At 45.3% G+C, this 17,227-nt stretch carries 15 protein-coding genes; 4 read left to right on the top strand and 11 right to left on the bottom strand.

What is annotated here, in order from left to right:
• Positions 1-2: 2 nt before the first annotated feature.
• Both rpsI and rplM read right to left on the bottom strand, forming a co-directional pair.
• A complete protein-coding gene (gene rpsI / locus PCAR9_RS03520) occupies positions 3-395 on the bottom strand; it encodes a 30S ribosomal protein S9 (RefSeq protein ID WP_014948330.1) in 393 nt (130 codons plus the stop codon).
• Positions 396-407: 12 nt separating this feature from the next.
• A complete protein-coding gene (rplM, locus tag PCAR9_RS03515; RefSeq protein WP_012517329.1) occupies positions 408-836 on the bottom strand; it encodes a 50S ribosomal protein L13 in 429 nt (142 codons plus the stop codon).
• Between the two features lie 494 nt (positions 837-1,330).
• On the opposite strand from rplM, the gene PCAR9_RS03510 reads away from it, so the two are divergent.
• On the top strand, positions 1,331-1,981 hold the full coding sequence (locus tag PCAR9_RS03510) for a tetratricopeptide repeat protein (RefSeq protein ID WP_179982428.1): 651 nt from the start codon (positions 1,331-1,333) through the stop codon (positions 1,979-1,981).
• A gap of 164 nt (positions 1,982-2,145) precedes the next feature.
• On the opposite strand, the gene PCAR9_RS03505 is transcribed toward PCAR9_RS03510, so the two are convergent.
• A complete protein-coding gene (locus PCAR9_RS03505; RefSeq protein WP_179982427.1) occupies positions 2,146-4,155 on the bottom strand; it encodes a TonB-dependent receptor plug domain-containing protein in 2,010 nt (669 codons plus the stop codon).
• 252 nt (positions 4,156-4,407) lie between these two features.
• Here PCAR9_RS03505 and PCAR9_RS03500 point away from each other — a divergent pair, with 252 nt between their 5' ends.
• Entirely contained in the window at positions 4,408-5,574 is a 1,167-nt protein-coding gene (locus tag PCAR9_RS03500; RefSeq protein ID WP_179982426.1) for a hydroxymethylglutaryl-CoA reductase, read from the top strand.
• A gap of 21 nt (positions 5,575-5,595) precedes the next feature.
• On the opposite strand, the gene PCAR9_RS03495 is transcribed toward PCAR9_RS03500, so the two are convergent.
• Entirely contained in the window at positions 5,596-5,964 is a 369-nt protein-coding gene (locus tag PCAR9_RS03495) for a YbaN family protein (protein WP_179982425.1), read from the bottom strand.
• A gap of 385 nt (positions 5,965-6,349) precedes the next feature.
• On the opposite strand from PCAR9_RS03495, the gene PCAR9_RS03490 reads away from it, so the two are divergent.
• Together PCAR9_RS03490 and PCAR9_RS03485 are read left to right on the top strand one after the other, a co-directional pair.
• Positions 6,350-8,506 (top strand): TonB-dependent siderophore receptor, encoded by a 2,157-nt coding sequence (locus PCAR9_RS03490; protein ID WP_179982424.1) that lies wholly within the window; start codon positions 6,350-6,352, stop codon positions 8,504-8,506.
• A gap of 168 nt (positions 8,507-8,674) precedes the next feature.
• Positions 8,675-9,883 carry a PepSY-associated TM helix domain-containing protein gene (locus PCAR9_RS03485; protein ID WP_179982423.1) on the top strand — a complete coding sequence of 403 codons (1,209 nt, stop codon included), beginning with the start codon at positions 8,675-8,677 and terminating at the stop codon, positions 9,881-9,883.
• 90 nt (positions 9,884-9,973) lie between these two features.
• On the opposite strand, the gene mazG is transcribed toward PCAR9_RS03485, so the two are convergent.
• The 7 genes from mazG to PCAR9_RS03450 form a co-directional block, all read right to left on the bottom strand.
• Positions 9,974-10,921 carry a nucleoside triphosphate pyrophosphohydrolase gene (mazG, locus tag PCAR9_RS03480; protein ID WP_179982422.1) on the bottom strand — a complete coding sequence of 316 codons (948 nt, stop codon included), beginning with the start codon at positions 10,919-10,921 and terminating at the stop codon, positions 9,974-9,976.
• Positions 10,899-13,082: a GTP diphosphokinase gene (relA, locus tag PCAR9_RS03475; protein WP_179982421.1), complete on the bottom strand. Its 2,184-nt coding sequence runs from the start codon at positions 13,080-13,082 to the stop codon at positions 10,899-10,901. Before relA ends, mazG begins: the two co-directional genes overlap by 23 nt.
• A gap of 12 nt (positions 13,083-13,094) precedes the next feature.
• The gene (gene rlmD / locus PCAR9_RS03470) at positions 13,095-14,555 is read right to left on the bottom strand and encodes a 23S rRNA (uracil(1939)-C(5))-methyltransferase RlmD (RefSeq protein WP_179985143.1); all 1,461 of its coding nucleotides are present in this window, start codon (positions 14,553-14,555) and stop codon (positions 13,095-13,097) included.
• Between the two features lie 131 nt (positions 14,556-14,686).
• Positions 14,687-15,064 (bottom strand): holo-ACP synthase, encoded by a 378-nt coding sequence (acpS, locus tag PCAR9_RS03465; RefSeq protein WP_179982420.1) that lies wholly within the window; start codon positions 15,062-15,064, stop codon positions 14,687-14,689.
• A gap of 20 nt (positions 15,065-15,084) precedes the next feature.
• Entirely contained in the window at positions 15,085-15,822 is a 738-nt protein-coding gene (pdxJ, locus tag PCAR9_RS03460; RefSeq protein WP_179982419.1) for a pyridoxine 5'-phosphate synthase, read from the bottom strand.
• Positions 15,823-16,086: 264 nt separating this feature from the next.
• Complete coding sequence (recO, locus tag PCAR9_RS03455) at positions 16,087-16,800, bottom strand: DNA repair protein RecO (RefSeq protein ID WP_179982418.1); 714 nt, start codon at positions 16,798-16,800, stop codon at positions 16,087-16,089.
• Between the two features lie 87 nt (positions 16,801-16,887).
• The gene (locus tag PCAR9_RS03450) at positions 16,888-17,169 is read right to left on the bottom strand and encodes a hypothetical protein (RefSeq protein ID WP_179982417.1); all 282 of its coding nucleotides are present in this window, start codon (positions 17,167-17,169) and stop codon (positions 16,888-16,890) included.
• Positions 17,170-17,227: the final 58 nt, after the last annotated feature.

The following is a 17,227-nucleotide window of genomic DNA, read 5'->3' as shown; positions in this document are numbered from 1 at the left end:
AATTAACGCTTTGAGAATTGTGGACGCTTACGCGCTTTGTGTAGACCAACTTTCTTACGTTCAACGCGACGTGCATCACGAGTAACGAAGCCAGCTTTACGAAGTGCTGGACGTAGTGCTTCATCATACTCCATAAGAGCACGAGTAAGACCGTGACGGATTGCACCCGCTTGACCGTTAGAACCACCACCTTTAACAGTGATGTATACGTCAAACTTTTCAGTCATTTCAACAAGTTCAAGTGGCTGACGAACAACCATGCACTCTGTTTCACGACCAAAGTACTCGTCAAGAGCGCGTTGGTTTACTTTAATGCTACCTGTGCCTGGACGTAGGAACACACGAGCAGTAGAACTTTTGCGGCGGCCTGTGCCGTAGTATTGAGTATCTGCCATGTTAATAGCTCCTTAAATGTCCAAAACTTGTGGTTGCTGTGCTGCGTGAGAGTGTTCTGCACCAGCGTAAACTTTCATTTTACGGAACATTGCGCGACCTAGAGGGCCTTTTGGCAACATGCCTTTAACTGCTTTTTCAAGAACCATTTCTGGCTTGTGAGCAATTAGTTTTTCAAAGTTTGTCTCTTTAAGACCACCTGGGTAACCAGAGTGCGCATAGTACATTTTGTCTTGCGCTTTACGGCCTGTAACCGCAACTTTTTCAGCGTTGATTACGATGATGTAATCACCAGTGTCCACGTGAGGTGTGTACTCTGGCTTATGCTTACCACGAAGGCGTAGTGCGATTTCAGAAGCCAAACGGCCTAGAGTTTTGTCTGTGGCGTCTACCACATACCAGTCACGTTGTACCGTTTCTGGCTTAGCAACAAAAGTTTTCATTTTCAAATTCACCCGAATAATATCGTCGTTACTGATTTCTGAACACCAGAAATCACCTTAAAATCAACACAAAGACCCCTTCGAGCCGGCTGATTCTTCCACCTTCCCAAAGGTGGGCGTAACTGGGCAGGGCGCGAATTATACAGGAATTGAAGGAAATGCGAACCCCTAACAACAAAAAACATGGATAAAATTCCATCATCAGCCGATGACACAGAAACTGAGTTAAGGTACTGTACGTCCGTTGCATTCAATTCTTCTAATAACTCTAATGAAAACACCCCACTTTGTAGCTTCATTTTTTGTGCTGCTCGCACTAACAAACATATCAATTAGTTATTCCCTTCTCTTCAGAAAACGGGGCGAGCAAACCGATATTGTTCACAATGGGTTAAACAAACTTCAGTATTAAATGCAGCCTTTCTTTACCTGTAGTGGCTACGCTCTAATGGCCATACTCTTTATCTAATTAAACTCTTTTATCCGGTATTTTCATGACAATAAAAAAACGACTTTCCTCACTTGTTATCGCAGGATTAACATCAGCGGCACTTATCACACCGGTAGCGGCGTCACCCGATGAGCTACTTATGCTTCAACAACAGTGGGCAACTGTGAACTATCAATTAGAGGGCGATGCGCAACTTAGCGCTTTTTCAGAACTTATCGAACAAGCTACAAAACTCGTAGAGCAATCCGAGAATAGTGCAGAGTCACTTACTTGGTTGGCTATTTCTCAATCAAGCACAGCAAGTGCCAAAGGAGGGTTAGGCGCCTTAGACTTTGCTGAAAGTGCGAAAGAAAATTTAGAACGCGCCATCGAAAAAGAAGAATCAGTTCTAGACGGAACGGCACTAACCGTACTAGCCGCGCTTTATCACAAAGTGCCGGGCTGGCCTGTGAGTTTTGGTAGTGACAAAAAAGCTGAAAAGCTGTTTAAGCGTGCACTTGAAATTAATCCGCAAGGTATGGATCAAAACTTCTTTTATGCCGAGTACCTTTTTGACGATGGAGAATATGAAAAGGCCCAGGCTTTTTTAAGTCGTGCCCAAAACGCGCCTGAAAAAGCTAATCGCCCGCTAGCAGATAAAAAGCGCAGGGAAGAAATCGCTGCCCTTCAAGCAAGATTAGATACTAAAGCTTAGTTTACATAGCAGCTTGATAAGTAAAGGTGGAGGTTGTCATTAACTTTCCACCTTCGCTTAATCCACGCCATTTAATTAATGCTGCTTAATTGACGCCGCTTTACAGCCTTGGCTTTGTCGCTTTTTCTGCAATCTTCACCGACTGCCAGCGTCTTGTTTACTTCCTATCCACCAAATTTAATGCGAACACCTGCATTGGCAACAAAACCATCGTTGCGTGACCAGATATCGGTTGTCCAACGTCCACTTGGTGCCTGTGACTGCAACAATAACGGGTGCTCATCGGTTTGCTGAACATCAAGCAGGTTTTCTAAATTTAAGAACCAGCTGTAGCGCCCTGTTGTTATTTGTCCGAGTAAACCTAAATGCCAATAAGGCTTGGTACGGGTTATGTACGGGTTATCGTCTACACGCTGAACGCCAGTATAGTACGCCTCAAAACCTAGCATAAACTTGCCGTGCTGCTCCCACATAGCTACAAAGCCAGCTGAATGCTGAGGTGTTAGCGCGAGCTCTCGCCTACCACTAGCGTTGGGCACTTCTTCTGTCGCGTCTAAGTAAAGATAGCTTGCGGTCAACTTCAGGTCTTTCCAATAGTAGCGAAGTAAGACTTCAGAACCTCTAATTTTCGATTCACCTTCTGCGTTTACCAAGCGTACGTTTGTAGGCGGTGTCCCGTCGCTCGTTTCTACAGTTTCTAAGCGAGTCACGTTATCAACGTTAGAGCCGAATAAGGTAAGACTGGTTTCAATATCATCAAAACGATAAGTAACATCTAAAGATGCGGTCTGCGCTTGTTCTTCCTGAAGGCCATCTATTGGTAATAAACGCGACAGCCCCGCAGCTTCGATTTCTTCAACAAAAGGCGTGGGGGCGAAATAGCCCTCTCCGTAAGAGCCTCTTATTGTCACGTCGCCTGGGCGATATAAAAACGATACTCGTGGGCTAAATTGAGTACCATATTCACTGTGATCGTCTAGCCTCGCACTCACTGACGCTGTCAATTCATCGTTTATTTGATAATCCAGCTGGGTGAAGATACCTGGAACCTCATAGCTGTAATCAAAAGACCCAAAGGTATCCGAATCGTAAATATTAGATTGATAGGCTACTCCTACCAACCAATCACTCTTGTCTGTATAGCCTGCCAAACTAGTCTCAGCGAGGTAACTTTCGTGTTGATCACTTTCTACGCCTGATAACTCATTGCCGAACTGATGCGTATGTTCTTGCGACATTGCTGAAAAGCGTGAATTAAGAGTAAGTGTATCGCCAAGGGGCTTTTCGAACACAAGGCCACTGTCAATGCGCTCTGACTCTAGCCCACGAATAAAAGAGACAGCATTTTCTCCGGTTCCTACAGTTGCATCACCTACGGTGCCACCTTGGCGATTTTCCGTCATATAACCGGTTGTAAAATAAAGGTGCTCGCCCTCATCTCCTTCCCAGAAAATACGCGGTCTTACCGTGTAACGTTCATAGCCGGCCAAGTCGGCCCAGCCGTCGTTATCAAGATCTTTCTCACTTTGATGATGCGCACCAGCAGTCACCGAGCCACTTAGGCTGTCGCTGAAAGGCGTTGCCATATAGGTAGTGAAGTCTTGCCCGTCACGAGTGGTGAAATTCACCAACGCTTCTCCTTCAAACTCATCTTTTGGGCGACGAGAGACAAGATTAATAACACCACCAAGCGCTGAGCCACCATAAAGAGATGACGCGGAACCTTTGATAATTTCAACGCGCCCTAAGTCTGTAGGGGGAATTTGAAGTAGTCCAATTGACGCTGATTGGTTACCGTAAAGTGGTAGCCCGTCAGATAAAAGCTGGGTATAACGGCCATACAGACCTTGCAAGCGAATATTTGCACTACCAAGGGCTGGCGATGTGGTTTGCATTCTCACACCACCAGTTTCGGCGACCAACATAGAAATATTGCCCGGTCGCATGGCTGCCTTTTCCTGAATTTCTTCTCGGTTAATCAATTCAACCCGAACAGGCTGATCATCGGCTATGCGACCTGAGCGCGTTGCTTGAACCACTATTTTTTCGACTTTTTCTTCATGGTGCTCATCGTGTTCATCTTCATGAGCATAAGCGTTAGGCGCAAATATAGGTAAATTGAATGCTGACAATGCCATGATGAAAAGTGAAGGCTTAAAAAGTGTCTTTGGCATGATTATCCATAAGTCCATTATACAGAGCGCGCATTACATCATAATCTGTTGTCACACTCACACTATTCCAGCTTATGAAATCTTACATTCAAGGCATATAACTGCGCTATTCACTCCCCCTCTTTTCAAAACGATAGGACGTCATAATTGATGGGTAATTCTTTATAGGCTGCATTTATCTGTATGTATAAATTGTAAACAGTGTTCATCTGATACCAGCACTTCTATTATGAAAATAAAAGGAGTGGCCATATGCCGAAGATCCCGCGTTCATCAGATAACGACTATACCCATGATATGAGCCAGACCCGCCGCGAATTTATTTCGCGCGAAACCGGTACTCAACTCAATCATTTAGCTCACTATTCCATACCGCCCGACTCACTATCAGGAAATATCGAGAATTTCACTGGTGTTGCACAGGTACCTATTGGCTTTGCTGGCCCAATTTTGATAAATGGAGAGTACGCCAAAGGCGAATTCTATGTTCCGATGGCAACAACAGAAGGTACGCTAACAGCCAGCTACAGTAGAGGTATGCGTTTAACAAGAGAAGCAGGGGGCGTAACCACCACTGTTATTGACGATGCCATGCAGCGAGCACCTATGTTTGCGTTTTCTGGTGCTCGAGAAGCCCTTGCATTTGGCAAATGGGTCGAACAGAACTTCGATGCCATAAAGCTCGCCTGTGATAACACCACCAGCGTGGGGAAACTTAGAGATATCGAGCAATATGCCGTCTCTAAGCTTCGTTGGCTTAGATTCAACTTTACCTGTGGTGATGCGGCTGGGCAAAACATGGTAAGCAAAGCCACTAAAGCAGGCTGCGAGTGGATACAGGCAAACTATTCGGGCCCTATTGAGCACTTTGTGCTGGCAGCAAACCTTGATACCGATAAAAAGCACTCGCACTTAAACTCGCTGCATACCCGCGGAAAGCGCGTTGTCGCAGAAGTCACCCTACCAAAGCAACTTATGACGGAGATTATGCATTGCCCGCCTGAAGCCTTGTTTAAACAGCGTCAATATTCAAATATGGGCGCGATGATGGCCGGTAGCGTTAACAATGGTGCCCACTTCGCCAACGGCATCACCGCTATGTTCATCGCTTGCGGGCAGGATGTAGCTAATGTGGCTGAATCGTCGGCCGGGTTTACCTACGCTGAGATTACGCCAAATGGAGATTACTATTTCTCTGTTACGATTCCATCGTTAATTGTTGCTACGTACGGTGGCGGAACCGGCTTGGCTACACAAAACGAATGCTTAAGCGTACTTGGCTGTACAGAAAGAGGTAGCGTTAACAAGTTTGCCGAGATAGTTGCAGCGACAGTGCTATGTGGGGATCTATCTCTTGGTTCTGCTGTAGTTGCGGATGAATGGGTGAACAGTCACGAGCGACTAGGTAGAAACCGATAAAGGCGCTCAACAGCAGGGATGCTATACAGCAGGGATATTGGGGCGCGTAACTACGAAATATGCGCCTATTCCCATAAACACTGCAATGCCTATGTAAGCGGGGATCGGCATGGATGCAAATAGACAAATAAGAATAAAACTTATCAGCATACTGCAACACGCTATGCATTTTACCTTTTTAGATATTGCACCGTGTTTACGCCACGCAACCAGACTAGGCCCATATTTGGGGTGTTGAATAAGCCAACTCTCAAGGCGTGGTGAAGATTTAGTGAAACAAAAAAGCGCGCCTATCAAAAATACCGTAGTTGGCATTACAGGTAAAAACGCGCCTATGATACCAAGAAGCGTTAAAAACAGCCCTAGTGTTGAATACAGTACTTTCTTCATAAAACGGTTACGCCCAATTCAGTCCAACTCCTTTGTAAGTGTCATGACTTAACACCAGCGACACACCCTTCCAATATGCCAAATTTATACTCAGATATTAGATAAAGTGGATCTACATTGCTTTGTCGTAAATCAAACCTACTCTATAACCATACGCCAAAATAATGAAGTTTCCATCTACATTGGTCTAATTTACTTTGATGCGAATTGACACCTATCCATATACGTTTCTGCACACCATAACTCTCGCTTACTGATATTGATTACAACACGACAAATGGCATACAACTATAGATAAACGATAATAAAAACTGTTATCATTTATACTAAAGTATTGGCTTTTCATCACGCTCCTTTTATCACACAACACTTGGATTTTTTTGCAATGAAATATTTAGCCGCGTTAATAGCTGCTTCGTTGACCTCCCCTGCTTTATCACAAGACATTGAAACCTCTTCGGATAAACGTGAAATATCACCCGCGAAATCCGAACAAGTAGAGCGTGTGGTAGTGACTAGTAGAGCGATCAATCTATATCGCAATGGTAACTCATCTACAGGTAAGTTAAGTGTTGACCCACTTAACTCGACCCAACAAATCACTACAATCAACGAAAGCTTGATACGCGATCAGGGTGCGCGCAATGCAAAAGATATTTATCGTAACATTGCTGGTGTTAGCCAATTTAGCTATGCCGGTGTAACCGCCAGGGGTTTCAGACAAGAGGAAATCTTCTTCGATGGCTTACGCGGAGACCCTTATGTAGGCTTCAACGTACCTCAATTATTTAATATTGAACGCGTAGACTTTTTGAAAGGGCCTGCTGGTATGCTTTATGGACCAGGCGCGCCAGGTGGCTTATTTAACTACGTCACTAAAAAGCCAACCTCAGATTTCAACGCCAATGCTAGGATCATCGCTGGTTCACACTCTCGCTTTGGTGGCTCAGCAGAAATAAATGGAGCGATTGATAACAATCAAAATGCGCGTGCTGGTGTTTTTTATGAGCAGCAAGATACCTATCGCGACAACAGCGACAGTGAAGTATTTATCTTCGACTCTGGCTATACATATGACCTTCAAGGCCAGTTGCTAACGCTTCAATACACCCATTACTCACAAGATTTAGGTGCTAACCGACTACGTGGCGTGCCTGTTGACGACAATGGTAACTTTCTCACAGATATAGATTGGAACCATAATGAAGCCAGTGATTTTCTAAACTTGCGTTCTGACTCTGTTCAACTTTCTCTAGAGGGACAGTTGAGTGATTCGATCAGCTACGATACACGTTTGCGCTACATAGATAATGAACAGGAGCAGAACTACCACGAACCACGAGCGCTTATTGATAGTGATGGAGATGGGAACATAGACCTTGTTGGCCGTGAGTTCAGAGATCAATTACGCGAACAAGAACAAATTAGCTTTGGTGTTAACTTTGTGTATTCTGGCGAATGGTTGGGTGCAGACCATAGAACGGCGTTCGGCGTTGACCTTTATAAAGGAAAAGAGGACGCGCTTTTAGGTGCTGCGGCTTTTCAGCAGGATTTCGTTCTTCGTTATCTAAGCGGAACTTCACTTGAATCAGATATCATTCCACTAACGCTTACTAATCCTAACTACGGTATAACGCAGTCTGAAAACTACAATGTACAATTCAGACCATTGAGCACAACCGAGCAAACGCGAAACGGTGCCTATGTACTGAATGAACTCGCTTGGGAGCAGTTTACCTTTGTTGCTGGTTTGCGCTACGACCAGTTTGAAGATGAAACGTCTAGTGCCATTTTCGACGATTCAAACGTAAGCTTCAGGGTTGGTGGTATTTATAAAATTAGCACTAATATTTCACTTTATGGTCAATGGGCAGATTCTTATGAACCTCAGTCGGTGAGTAGTCAGCAGGATGAAGCTGGTGGACCATTTGAGCCAACCACAGGAGATATTATCGAGGGCGGTATAAATGCAGAACTGTTCGATGAAACTACCTTGCTGCGATTAGCCGTGTATCAAATAACCCGAGAAAATATCCTTCAATCCACCGGTGAGGATCCTGAAGGTGACGGCATTGACAACGTTGCGGCGGTGGGTGAAGTCACCAGTGATGGATTTGAAGTTGAGGTTATCACTGACTTAACACCAAATTGGATCTTAAGCCTAGCATATGGTTACAACGACGCTCGAATCACAGCAGACAATGGTGGTAGCGGTATCAGTAACAGTGTAGGCGATCGCTTTGCTAATGCACCTCAGAATCAATTTGGTTTCTGGACGCGTTACCAAGTTCCCGAATGGGATCTTGCCTTTGCCTTTGGTGGAAACTATGTTGACGACCAATTGAGTCTATCTGGGCAAAACGTGAAGTCCTATTTCATTGCCGATGCATCAATAACTTGGGAAGTAGACAACTACAGTGTACTGTTTAGAGTAGATAACCTCTTTGATAAAGAGTATGCAGAATCAGGCTTTATTGAGCGCACGGGTCACTTCCCTGGAAACCCGAGGAACGGTTTTGTAGAATTCACTTACAAGTGGTAACCAACAACGCTTTTTAAAGTAGAAATATTGGCTAAGCTTTTGAACGAATCAAATAAAAGGTGCTTAAGTTTAGCCATTGTTTATTTAAACTAAGCTGAATCCTTCGATTAGTGCTCCCAATGCAGAGCTTATCTTTACTTTCCTTGACTTTCCTTACATTAAAATTTCATGACCTACGATAGAACCGCGCAAAGAAAATACAGAAAGAAGCTATACAACCTCCATGCGTGGGTAGGCTTTCAGCTTTCTATCGTCCTTTTTATCATTTTATCAACGGGTACTATCGCTACGGTCTCCAATGAAATTGATTGGCTTGTGTTTGAGGAAATGCGCACGTTTAATACGCCTCCTAGCAGCCTAGACAGCGCCGATGATGAAATTGTTAAGTGGAACAGTATCTATGAGGCTACGCTTAACTATGCAGAACAAGCAAAGATAAAATCCATCTCGACCATGGGACATGATAATTTCACCTACCGTGTCAGAGCAGAATTCCCCGATGGTCATGACCGCTTTATCCACGTGGATCAGTACACCTATGAAGTGACAGGCGATATTCCTATTTTAACGATTCAGCGGTTCTTCCGAGACTTTCACCGCTATCTGTTTATGCCTAATTATCTTGGCTTACCAACGGTTACCTTTTTCGCATTCATTCTTGCTATCTCGCTGTATACGGGCCTAAAAACAACCCGAAACTGGAAAACCGCCATTACCCGTCTCCGCCTAAACCAAGGCCCAAGAATACTACTGAGCGACCTTCATAAACTGCTTGGGCTGTGGAGCCTCTGGTTTTTCATTGTCATTGTCATAACCAGTTGGTGGTATTTATTTGAATTCGGTGCCGCAGTTGCAGGCAATCGATTTGAACCTCGCCCACCAAAGGCCACCGTCATTTCAAATTATGAGCAAGTTAACCCTGTATCAACCACGCAGTTTTCCAGTGCGTTTCAGAAGGCATCGCAAGCCATTGAGGACTGGCAGATCACCGGTGTACTATTTCCTACCTCAGACACAGCAGCACTGCGATTCACAGGTATAGGCAATAACCCTTTGCTGCGTGAGCGCGCGCATAAAGTAGATATTGATATAACCAATCAGCGTATTGTTGGCGTACAAGAGCCCAAAATTATGGCCTGGACTAACTACCTCAATGAATACGCAGACCCGCTGCACTTTGGATACTTCGGTGGGCTTTTGTCTAAGTTAATTTGGTTTGTATTTGGTGTTGGTTTAACAACGCTTTCTGCAACGGGGGTGATGATGACATGGAAGCGTACGAAATCCTCTGCTCTAACCAAAACACAAAAGCGAACGCTGCCCATCTTACTTCTGGCACTAGTCTATTTTGTCTTTTGGCTGCAGCGGTATTTGTAATTCGTTCGAACTGAAAATCACATACCTCTGCACCAGCGCGGCATTCACGTTATCAGTCTAAGCAGACTTTCAGTATGCTGCGACGTACAATTACTTAGTGTTAGACGACTGCTTGACCTGCTGCCACAGCGCTTCCAATTCATCAAGCGTCAATGCGTCGAGCTTGTCGCCCTGTTCAGCCGCTAAGCGCTCTACGCCTTTAAAACGGTTAGCAAACTTGTTACTGGCGTTTCTAAGTGCGGTATCAGCATCTACCTTGCAATGTCTTGCCAGATTAACCATGGCAAAAAGTGCATCACCAATTTCTTCTTCGATAGCCTGCTGGTTATCACGTACACTATTACTTAAAGAGTTTTGGTCAGCACTGTTTTCACATAGAAGGCGTTGCTTCGTATCAAGCTCTTGCTGAATCTCTTCTACTTCTTCGCGTACTTTATCAATAACAGGCGCGGCGTCAGGCCAGTCAAAGCCTACCTTTGCACAGGCTTTTTGCAGCTTTTGCGCGTACATAAGTGCCGGCATACCTTTGGGTACGCTATCTAGAATACTGGTTTCTGTTGCTTCGTCTTGCTTTAAACGCTGCTTTTTAAGTTGCTTTTCTTGGGCTTTTATTTTGTCCCACTGTGCATTTAAAACGCTGTCGCTCAATGGCGTATGTTCTTTGTTTGTAACGCTTAACTCATCGCTTTTTACTTCATCGTCTGACTGTGCACCAAAGACATGAGGGTGCCGGCGCACCAGCTTATCGCTAATGCTTTGCGCAACATCGTCAAAAGAGAATTCCTTCGATTCACTGGCGATCTGCGCGTAGAACACTACTTGAAACAGCAAGTCACCCAACTCATCTTTGATATCGTGCATATCACCAGCGGCAATAGCATCAGCCACTTCATAGGCTTCTTCTATGGTGTAGCGAGTTAGGCTTCCCATGGTTTGTTTCACATCCCATGGACAGCCAGATTGCGGGTCGCGCAGTTGCGTCATAATGTCTAGCAGCCGCTGCATTTCTCCAAGGCTAGCTTTGCTTGCGTTTTGCATCTGTCACGCCTTTAAGCTGTCGTAATTGAGTTAAGACTTTTGACACTCTCTCAAGATCATTAACCTCGATAGATATGGTAATAAGTGCCGTCTGCCTGTTTTTATCACTTAAGCTATTTACCCCTAAGAGCGGCACGTTTTCATTCGCCAACACCGTAGTAATGTCGCGCAACAGGCCGTTTCTATCGTGGCAAAATATATCAATGCCTGTCTCAAAACCCACTTTAAGCTCATGTGACCAATTCACTTCGATCTGGCGCTCAGGGTGCTGTGATAACAAGTGCTGCAGCTGACTGCAGCTTTCTTTATGAACGCTTACGCCACGGCCTTGCGTGATATAGCCTAAAATAGCTTCGCCGGGAACCGGCTTACAGCAGTTAGCGAGCTGACTCATTAAGTGCCCCACGCCCTGCACTACTACCGCGTCTTTTTTACCCGTGCCAGCCGCAGTTTTGCGCGTTTTTACCTTAGGGCTAATTTCAGGTTCGGGGGCTGGTGGCTCTTGCAAGTGATGAATAAAGTTAATCACTTGCATAACGCGCACATCACCGGCACCTACCGCAGTGTATAAGTCGTCAAGGGTTTGTAAATTAAACTTCTCAAACGCTTCATTAGGTACTTTAGCAGGCAAGTGGGCACGCTGAAGCTCCCGCTCTAGTAGCTCTTTACCGGCAGCAAGGTTTTTATCTCTGTCCTGCTTTTTAAAGAAGGAGTGGATAGTGGCGCGCGCTCGCGACGAATGCACATAGCCAAGGCCTGGGTGCATCCAGTCGCGACTTGGGTTCGGCTCTTTTCCGGTTAATACTTCGATTTGGTCGCCACTTTGCAGTAAATAAGTGAAAGGCACGATACGCCCATTCACTTTTGCGCCTATGCAGCGATGGCCTACGTTACTGTGAATGTAGTAGGCAAAATCAAGCGGCGTAGCGCCTTGGGGAAGGTCAATAACGTCGCCTTTGGGTGTAAACACGTAAACCCTATCGTCAAACACCTGGCTGCGAAGCTCTTCAACCAAGTCACCCGATTCCGCCACTTCTTCTTGCCATGCAAGTATGCGGCGAAGCCAGTTTATGCGCTCGTCATAGCCGGATTGTTTACCCGTACTGCCCTCTTTATATTTCCAGTGAGCAGCCACACCAAGTTCGGCATCCTGATGCATTTTTTGGGTACGAATTTGAATCTCAACCGACTTTCCTTCAGGCCCCACAATCACCGTGTGAATAGACTGGTAACCGTTAGGTTTAGGGGTTGCGATATAATCGTCAAATTCGTTAGGTAAATGTTTATAACTTGCGTGAACGGTACCTAACGCTGCGTAGCAATCTTGTAGTCGCTCGGCAATAATACGCACTGCACGAATATCAAAAAGCTGCTCGAACGTAAGGCGCTTTTTCTGCATTTTTTTCCAAATGCTAAAAATATGCTTAGGGCGGCCGTATACGTCAGCGCGGATTTGTTCGCTATCAAGTAAGCCTTGCAAGTCGCCTACTATGGTCTCTATGTACTCGGCGCGCTCTCTGCGCTTGCCATCTAACTGCTTAGCGATTTGTTTGTAGGTGATGGGGTGTAAGTAACGAAACGCAAGATCTTCAAGTTCCCACTTTAACTGTCCGATACCCAACCGGTTTGCCAATGGTGCGTAAATACTGGCGCACTCGCGAGCCACCATAACACGAGTTTCTTCGTCGGCTTTTTTAACCTGTTGAAGTGCACAAATACGCTCGGCCATCTTAATAACAACGGCGCGTACGTCTTCTACCATCGCAAGGAGCATACGACGAATACTGTCTATGTGCTGCTCGTCTGATCTTTCAGCAAAGCCAGAGCCGTTCACTTTACGGGCATGTAACGACTTAATGGCATCCATTCGACGCACGCCAACGATAAGGTCTCGAATCTCCCCACCAAACTCATCAACAATATCTTCTTCACTTAAAGCGTGCTGTTCGCAATAAGGAAACACTAGGGCAGCCTGAAGCGTTGCATCATCCATATTAAGTTGACACAAAATCTCAACCATTTCCTGGCCAACCAATAGCCGCTCGGGAATGGAAGACACTGCACTTAGCTTATCTTTTGTTTCTGCACTCAGCTCAAGACTGTCTAGCCAAGCTTCAAAGGGGGGCCGGTCTGCTTCGTGGACCTTTCTTGTTGATACCATATCCTTTACTCGTTACTGCTGCTTTCGCGTAAACAAGGCCATCATTTCCATGTGATGGGTGAAGGGGAACATTTCTGCTACGCCCGCTTTTTCCATTTCATAACCTCCGTCTATCAACACTTTTGCGTCTCTAGAAAACGTACTTGGGTTGCAAGAAACATACACTATCGTTTTTGGTAGTGCTTTTACAAGCGCATGACAAACGGTCAATGCCCCTTCTCTTGAAGGATCAAGCAGTACCTTATCAAAGCCCTGCTGCAAAGAAGCCTCGACATTGGTCTTATCTGCCAAATCTAAATGCAGCCACTCGACATTGTTAATGCCCTGTCGCTGTGCATTGTCTTTTGCGCGGCGCACCATCTCTGCAACACCCTCGACCGCTTGTACCCTAGAACCTGACTTAGCAATAGGTAAGGTAAAATTGCCCAGCCCGCTAAACCAATCGGCTATACGTTCGTTGGGCAGTGGGTTTAGCCAGTCCATTGCTTGGTCAATCATTTTTTCGTTAACCACTTTGTTTATTTGAATAAAGTCGTTAGCACTTGGTGAAATAGAACAGTCATTTATCGTGGACATAACCAAATCAGTGCCATGCCCTACACTGCGAATTTGCCCTTGTTTGTTCTCAAGCTTTAACTCTATTTTATCGGTATTGGCGAGAGAGTACTCGTTAACCAGTGCATTCACCGCATCAATAAGCTCTGCCTCAAGCGCTTTAATATGTTTAATAACAAGGTGCGAAGTGTTATCACCGGCAATTAGGCTTATATGCCCAATGTGTCGAGCTGACTCAAAACCTGTGAGCGCGTTTTGCAAAGGGCCAATGATATTAGATAAAGGGTCAACCAAAATTGGGCAGCTATCCACATTGGTTACTTTGTTGCTATTGGCTTCGCGAAAGCCTAGTTTAATTTGATTCGGGTTGCGGGCGTCGATAGCCAGTCTTGCTTTTCTGCGATATTGAGGTCGAGGACCCACCAAAGGAGATTGCCAAACGCCTGCTTTCATTGCCAATTGACGTTCCATCATCACCTTAAGAGCGTTGTCTCTTTGCTCAAGGGCAGTATCCGGCTTTATGTGCTGTAGCTGACATCCACCACACGAATCAAACACAGGGCAGAAAGGCGCTTGCCTTGCCTCACTAGGTAATTGAATATTTGTCGCTTTGGCGTTGATGACTTTCTTTTTGCTTGATAGCACCTCAATGTCGCAGGTTTCTCCAACAAGGGCACCTTCAACAAACATTATGGGGTTGCCGCGTACTACCCCATGACCCATCCAGTCGACATCTTCAATGGTCACCGTACTGGAATTTGCCTTCTTACTGGCTTGTGAGGCATTTTTAGTTTTTCCAAACCGAAGTCCTGCGACCTGTGCGTTGGCACTGGCATTACCTTTTTTTCCATTGCCACTTAGGCGGGAAGACGCTGTGCCTTTTTGTTTGCTGCGTGATTGTTTAAAAAGGTTTGCCAAGTGTGACTCCGGTAACTTGCTCTGCGTGGTTTGATATTTGTAGCGTTTTTTTGTAAACGCAGCCCAGATAGGTTTCATCTACCTGGGCTACTTTCAATCTGCGTTTTAGTAGGCCGCGTTTTAGAAAATGATTAGGACTCTAGTATAACGGTGGCGACGGCATAATGCTGCTCGTCTGAAATACTGATCACGCTTCGGGTAATGCCCCTTGCCTCACACATAGCAGCAAATTCACCAGAAAAATGAAGTTCTGGCGCCCCTAGGTCGTTGTTACGCACCTCTATGTGTTGCCAACTAATCCCATTTCCAATACCCGTACCAAGGGCTTTCACCGCTGCTTCTTTCGCGGCAAAGCGTTTTGCTAAAAAGCGCACTGGTGTAGCGTGCTCACTAAACGCCTGCCACTCGGCAGGCGTAAGTACACGCTTAGCCAAACGTTCGTTAGCGCTCTCGCCTTTACCAAGGCGAGCAATTTCTACAATGTCAGTACCTAGCCCTGCAATCGCCACGCTATATTTGCCCTTTTGAATTAAATTCCAGCGCGTGCTTCAAGCATCAGCTTACGCATATCAGCCACTGCTGTGTGAAGTCCGTCGAACGCGGCGCGAGCGATGATAGCATGACCAATATTAAGTTCGATTAGCTGAGGAATCGCCGCTATAGGTTTAACGTTGTGATAGTGCAAGCCGTGACCCGCATTCACTTTAAGTCCTAAACTGTCAGCATATTCAATACCTTCAACTAAGCGAGCTAGCTCTTTTTGCTGCTCATCTTCACTGGTGGCTTCTGCGTATTGACCAGTGTGAATTTCAATGTAAGGCGCGCTACATGCTGCCGCTGCATCAATCTGCGCTTTATCCGCGTCGATAAACAAAGACACTAGGATGTTGGCATTCGCAAGACGCTCGCACGCTGCTTTAATATTTTCAAAGTTGCCCGCTACATCGAGACCACCTTCAGTGGTTAACTCTTCACGTTTTTCCGGTACTAGGCAGCAAAAAACAGGTTTTACTTCTTCTGCAATGGCCAGCATTTCATCGGTTACTGCCATTTCTAGATTAAGTCGAGTGTTAATGGTCTGCGCTAAAATACGCACGTCGCGATCTTTAATATGACGGCGATCCTCTCGTAAGTGAACGGTAATGCCGTCTGCACCTGCACGCTCAGCAATGTCAGCAGCGTGCACTGGATCTGGATAATGTGTACCGCGCGCATTGCGAAGCGTTGCGATATGGTCGATGTTAACGCCTAATAGAATCGTGCTCATTTCACCACCTAACCTGTAAGAGCGAAAGAAGATGCCTGCTCTTCATGTTTAATACATTATTTAAAGGGCGCAAACACCCTTCCCTAGAAAGTGCAGATTGTAGCAAATTTTTTTATAGAAGGTGCTGTTTAAGCATTTGAGTTAAGAGAAAATAATCTAATGCCATTAGCCTTGATAGCAGTTCTTGTCTAGTGCTAGACGCGTGAAGATAAGCACTATTATAAAAGGTGTTGCACCTCATTAGCGACTTTACATGCCAACGCACTAACGGGGTTTCGGCATAAATAGTTCGCGGCTTTTAAGCGGCTTGTCTCCAATGAGCGGTTTGAGCAAGTCGCGACAAAGCACTTTAGCAACCTTCTTGCTAAGCGGGGTAAACTCCCCCTGTGACAAACTAAGCAACGCTTGCCCAGGAAAGCCTCGCATGCCCCTTAAACCAGCCACATCTTGGGGAATAGGCACAAAGCCCGCATCTATCTGAAAGTTATAGCTGCCTGTTTCTTCAATTGGCATTTCGTATTCTACGTCAGTAGTGAAGTCGGGCAGTAGCCCCATTTCATCGAGTAGTGCAAACTCGAACTGTCGCAAGGTCACTTCTATGTCGCTATTATCACGAAGAGACAGTAATGTATTTTCATAAGCGTCGTACACGCCGTCGCTAGCGAGGCCGGCAGGCATAACACGGTTGGTTAACTCGTTTACATACATTGCACAAAACAACGCTGTGCCTACCAAATTGATGGACGGAGCGACGCTTTCAACGTGCCGTAGGCTTTTTAACTCTGATTTTCCGCTTAACTGCAGGCGAAGATGTTGAAAAGGTTGAAGCAGGCTCTTTTTATCTGATTTACTGTTTTTCACACCCTTAGCTACCGCGCTAACACGCCCCTCTTCCAGGGTAAAAAAGTCAACAATATAGCTGGTCTCCCTGTAAGGGCGTCTATGCAATACATAGGCATTTAACCAATCATTATTCATTGTTGTTCACTATTGTTTAGCACCGAATCGGTAGCTATTTAGGTGCAAGTTAAAAGGTGTATTTTAGCTGCAAAGGCAAATAACTTATTAGCTGCGTTTAATTCTTACCACTTTCATGGTTTCAAATTCAATGCCAGCCACATCTTCTACATGGCGATAATAAGTTACGTTTACTCGAGCCCCTTTTAAACTTTGATATTGCTGTTTTCGCCGGTAAATAAAAGGGACATCAATGCCTTCTAGCATAATGGTGTGGCGTATCCAATCGCTGTCTTTTTCTTCACGCTGAACGTGAGAAATCACTTTAATATTGTCGGTTTGATTAAGCTGACTATGCTTTTCCACCAGTTTCTGTCGTTCGCTTTTCACCCTTGCCTCTTTTTTCTTATTTTTTAGCTCTTTAGTTCTTTAGCTCGTATCGCTTTTT

The sequence above is a fragment of the Alteromonas macleodii genome (genome assembly GCF_903772925.1).
Lineage (GTDB): Bacteria > Pseudomonadota > Gammaproteobacteria > Enterobacterales > Alteromonadaceae > Alteromonas > Alteromonas macleodii_A.
Note: the sequence above shows the minus strand (reverse complement) of the source record. Positions and strands in the feature narration are given on the sequence as shown.

Coding starts and splice junctions, on each gene's coding strand:
- recO (WP_179982418.1), bottom strand. CDS start 16,800: ATGAATAATGATTGGTTAAATGCCTATGTATTGCATAGACGCCCTTAC.
- PCAR9_RS03505 (WP_179982427.1), bottom strand. CDS start 4,155: ATGCCAAAGACACTTTTTAAGCCTTCACTTTTCATCATGGCATTGTCA.
- pdxJ (WP_179982419.1), bottom strand. CDS start 15,822: ATGAGCACGATTCTATTAGGCGTTAACATCGACCATATCGCAACGCTT.
- PCAR9_RS03495 (WP_179982425.1), bottom strand. CDS start 5,964: ATGAAGAAAGTACTGTATTCAACACTAGGGCTGTTTTTAACGCTTCTT.
- mazG (WP_179982422.1), bottom strand. CDS start 10,921: ATGCAAAACGCAAGCAAAGCTAGCCTTGGAGAAATGCAGCGGCTGCTA.
- PCAR9_RS03500 (WP_179982426.1), top strand. CDS start 4,408: ATGCCGAAGATCCCGCGTTCATCAGATAACGACTATACCCATGATATG.
- relA (WP_179982421.1), bottom strand. CDS start 13,082: ATGGTATCAACAAGAAAGGTCCACGAAGCAGACCGGCCCCCCTTTGAA.
- PCAR9_RS03485 (WP_179982423.1), top strand. CDS start 8,675: ATGACCTACGATAGAACCGCGCAAAGAAAATACAGAAAGAAGCTATAC.
- PCAR9_RS03490 (WP_179982424.1), top strand. CDS start 6,350: ATGAAATATTTAGCCGCGTTAATAGCTGCTTCGTTGACCTCCCCTGCT.
- PCAR9_RS03510 (WP_179982428.1), top strand. CDS start 1,331: ATGACAATAAAAAAACGACTTTCCTCACTTGTTATCGCAGGATTAACA.
- rpsI (WP_014948330.1), bottom strand. CDS start 395: ATGGCAGATACTCAATACTACGGCACAGGCCGCCGCAAAAGTTCTACT.
- rplM (WP_012517329.1), bottom strand. CDS start 836: ATGAAAACTTTTGTTGCTAAGCCAGAAACGGTACAACGTGACTGGTAT.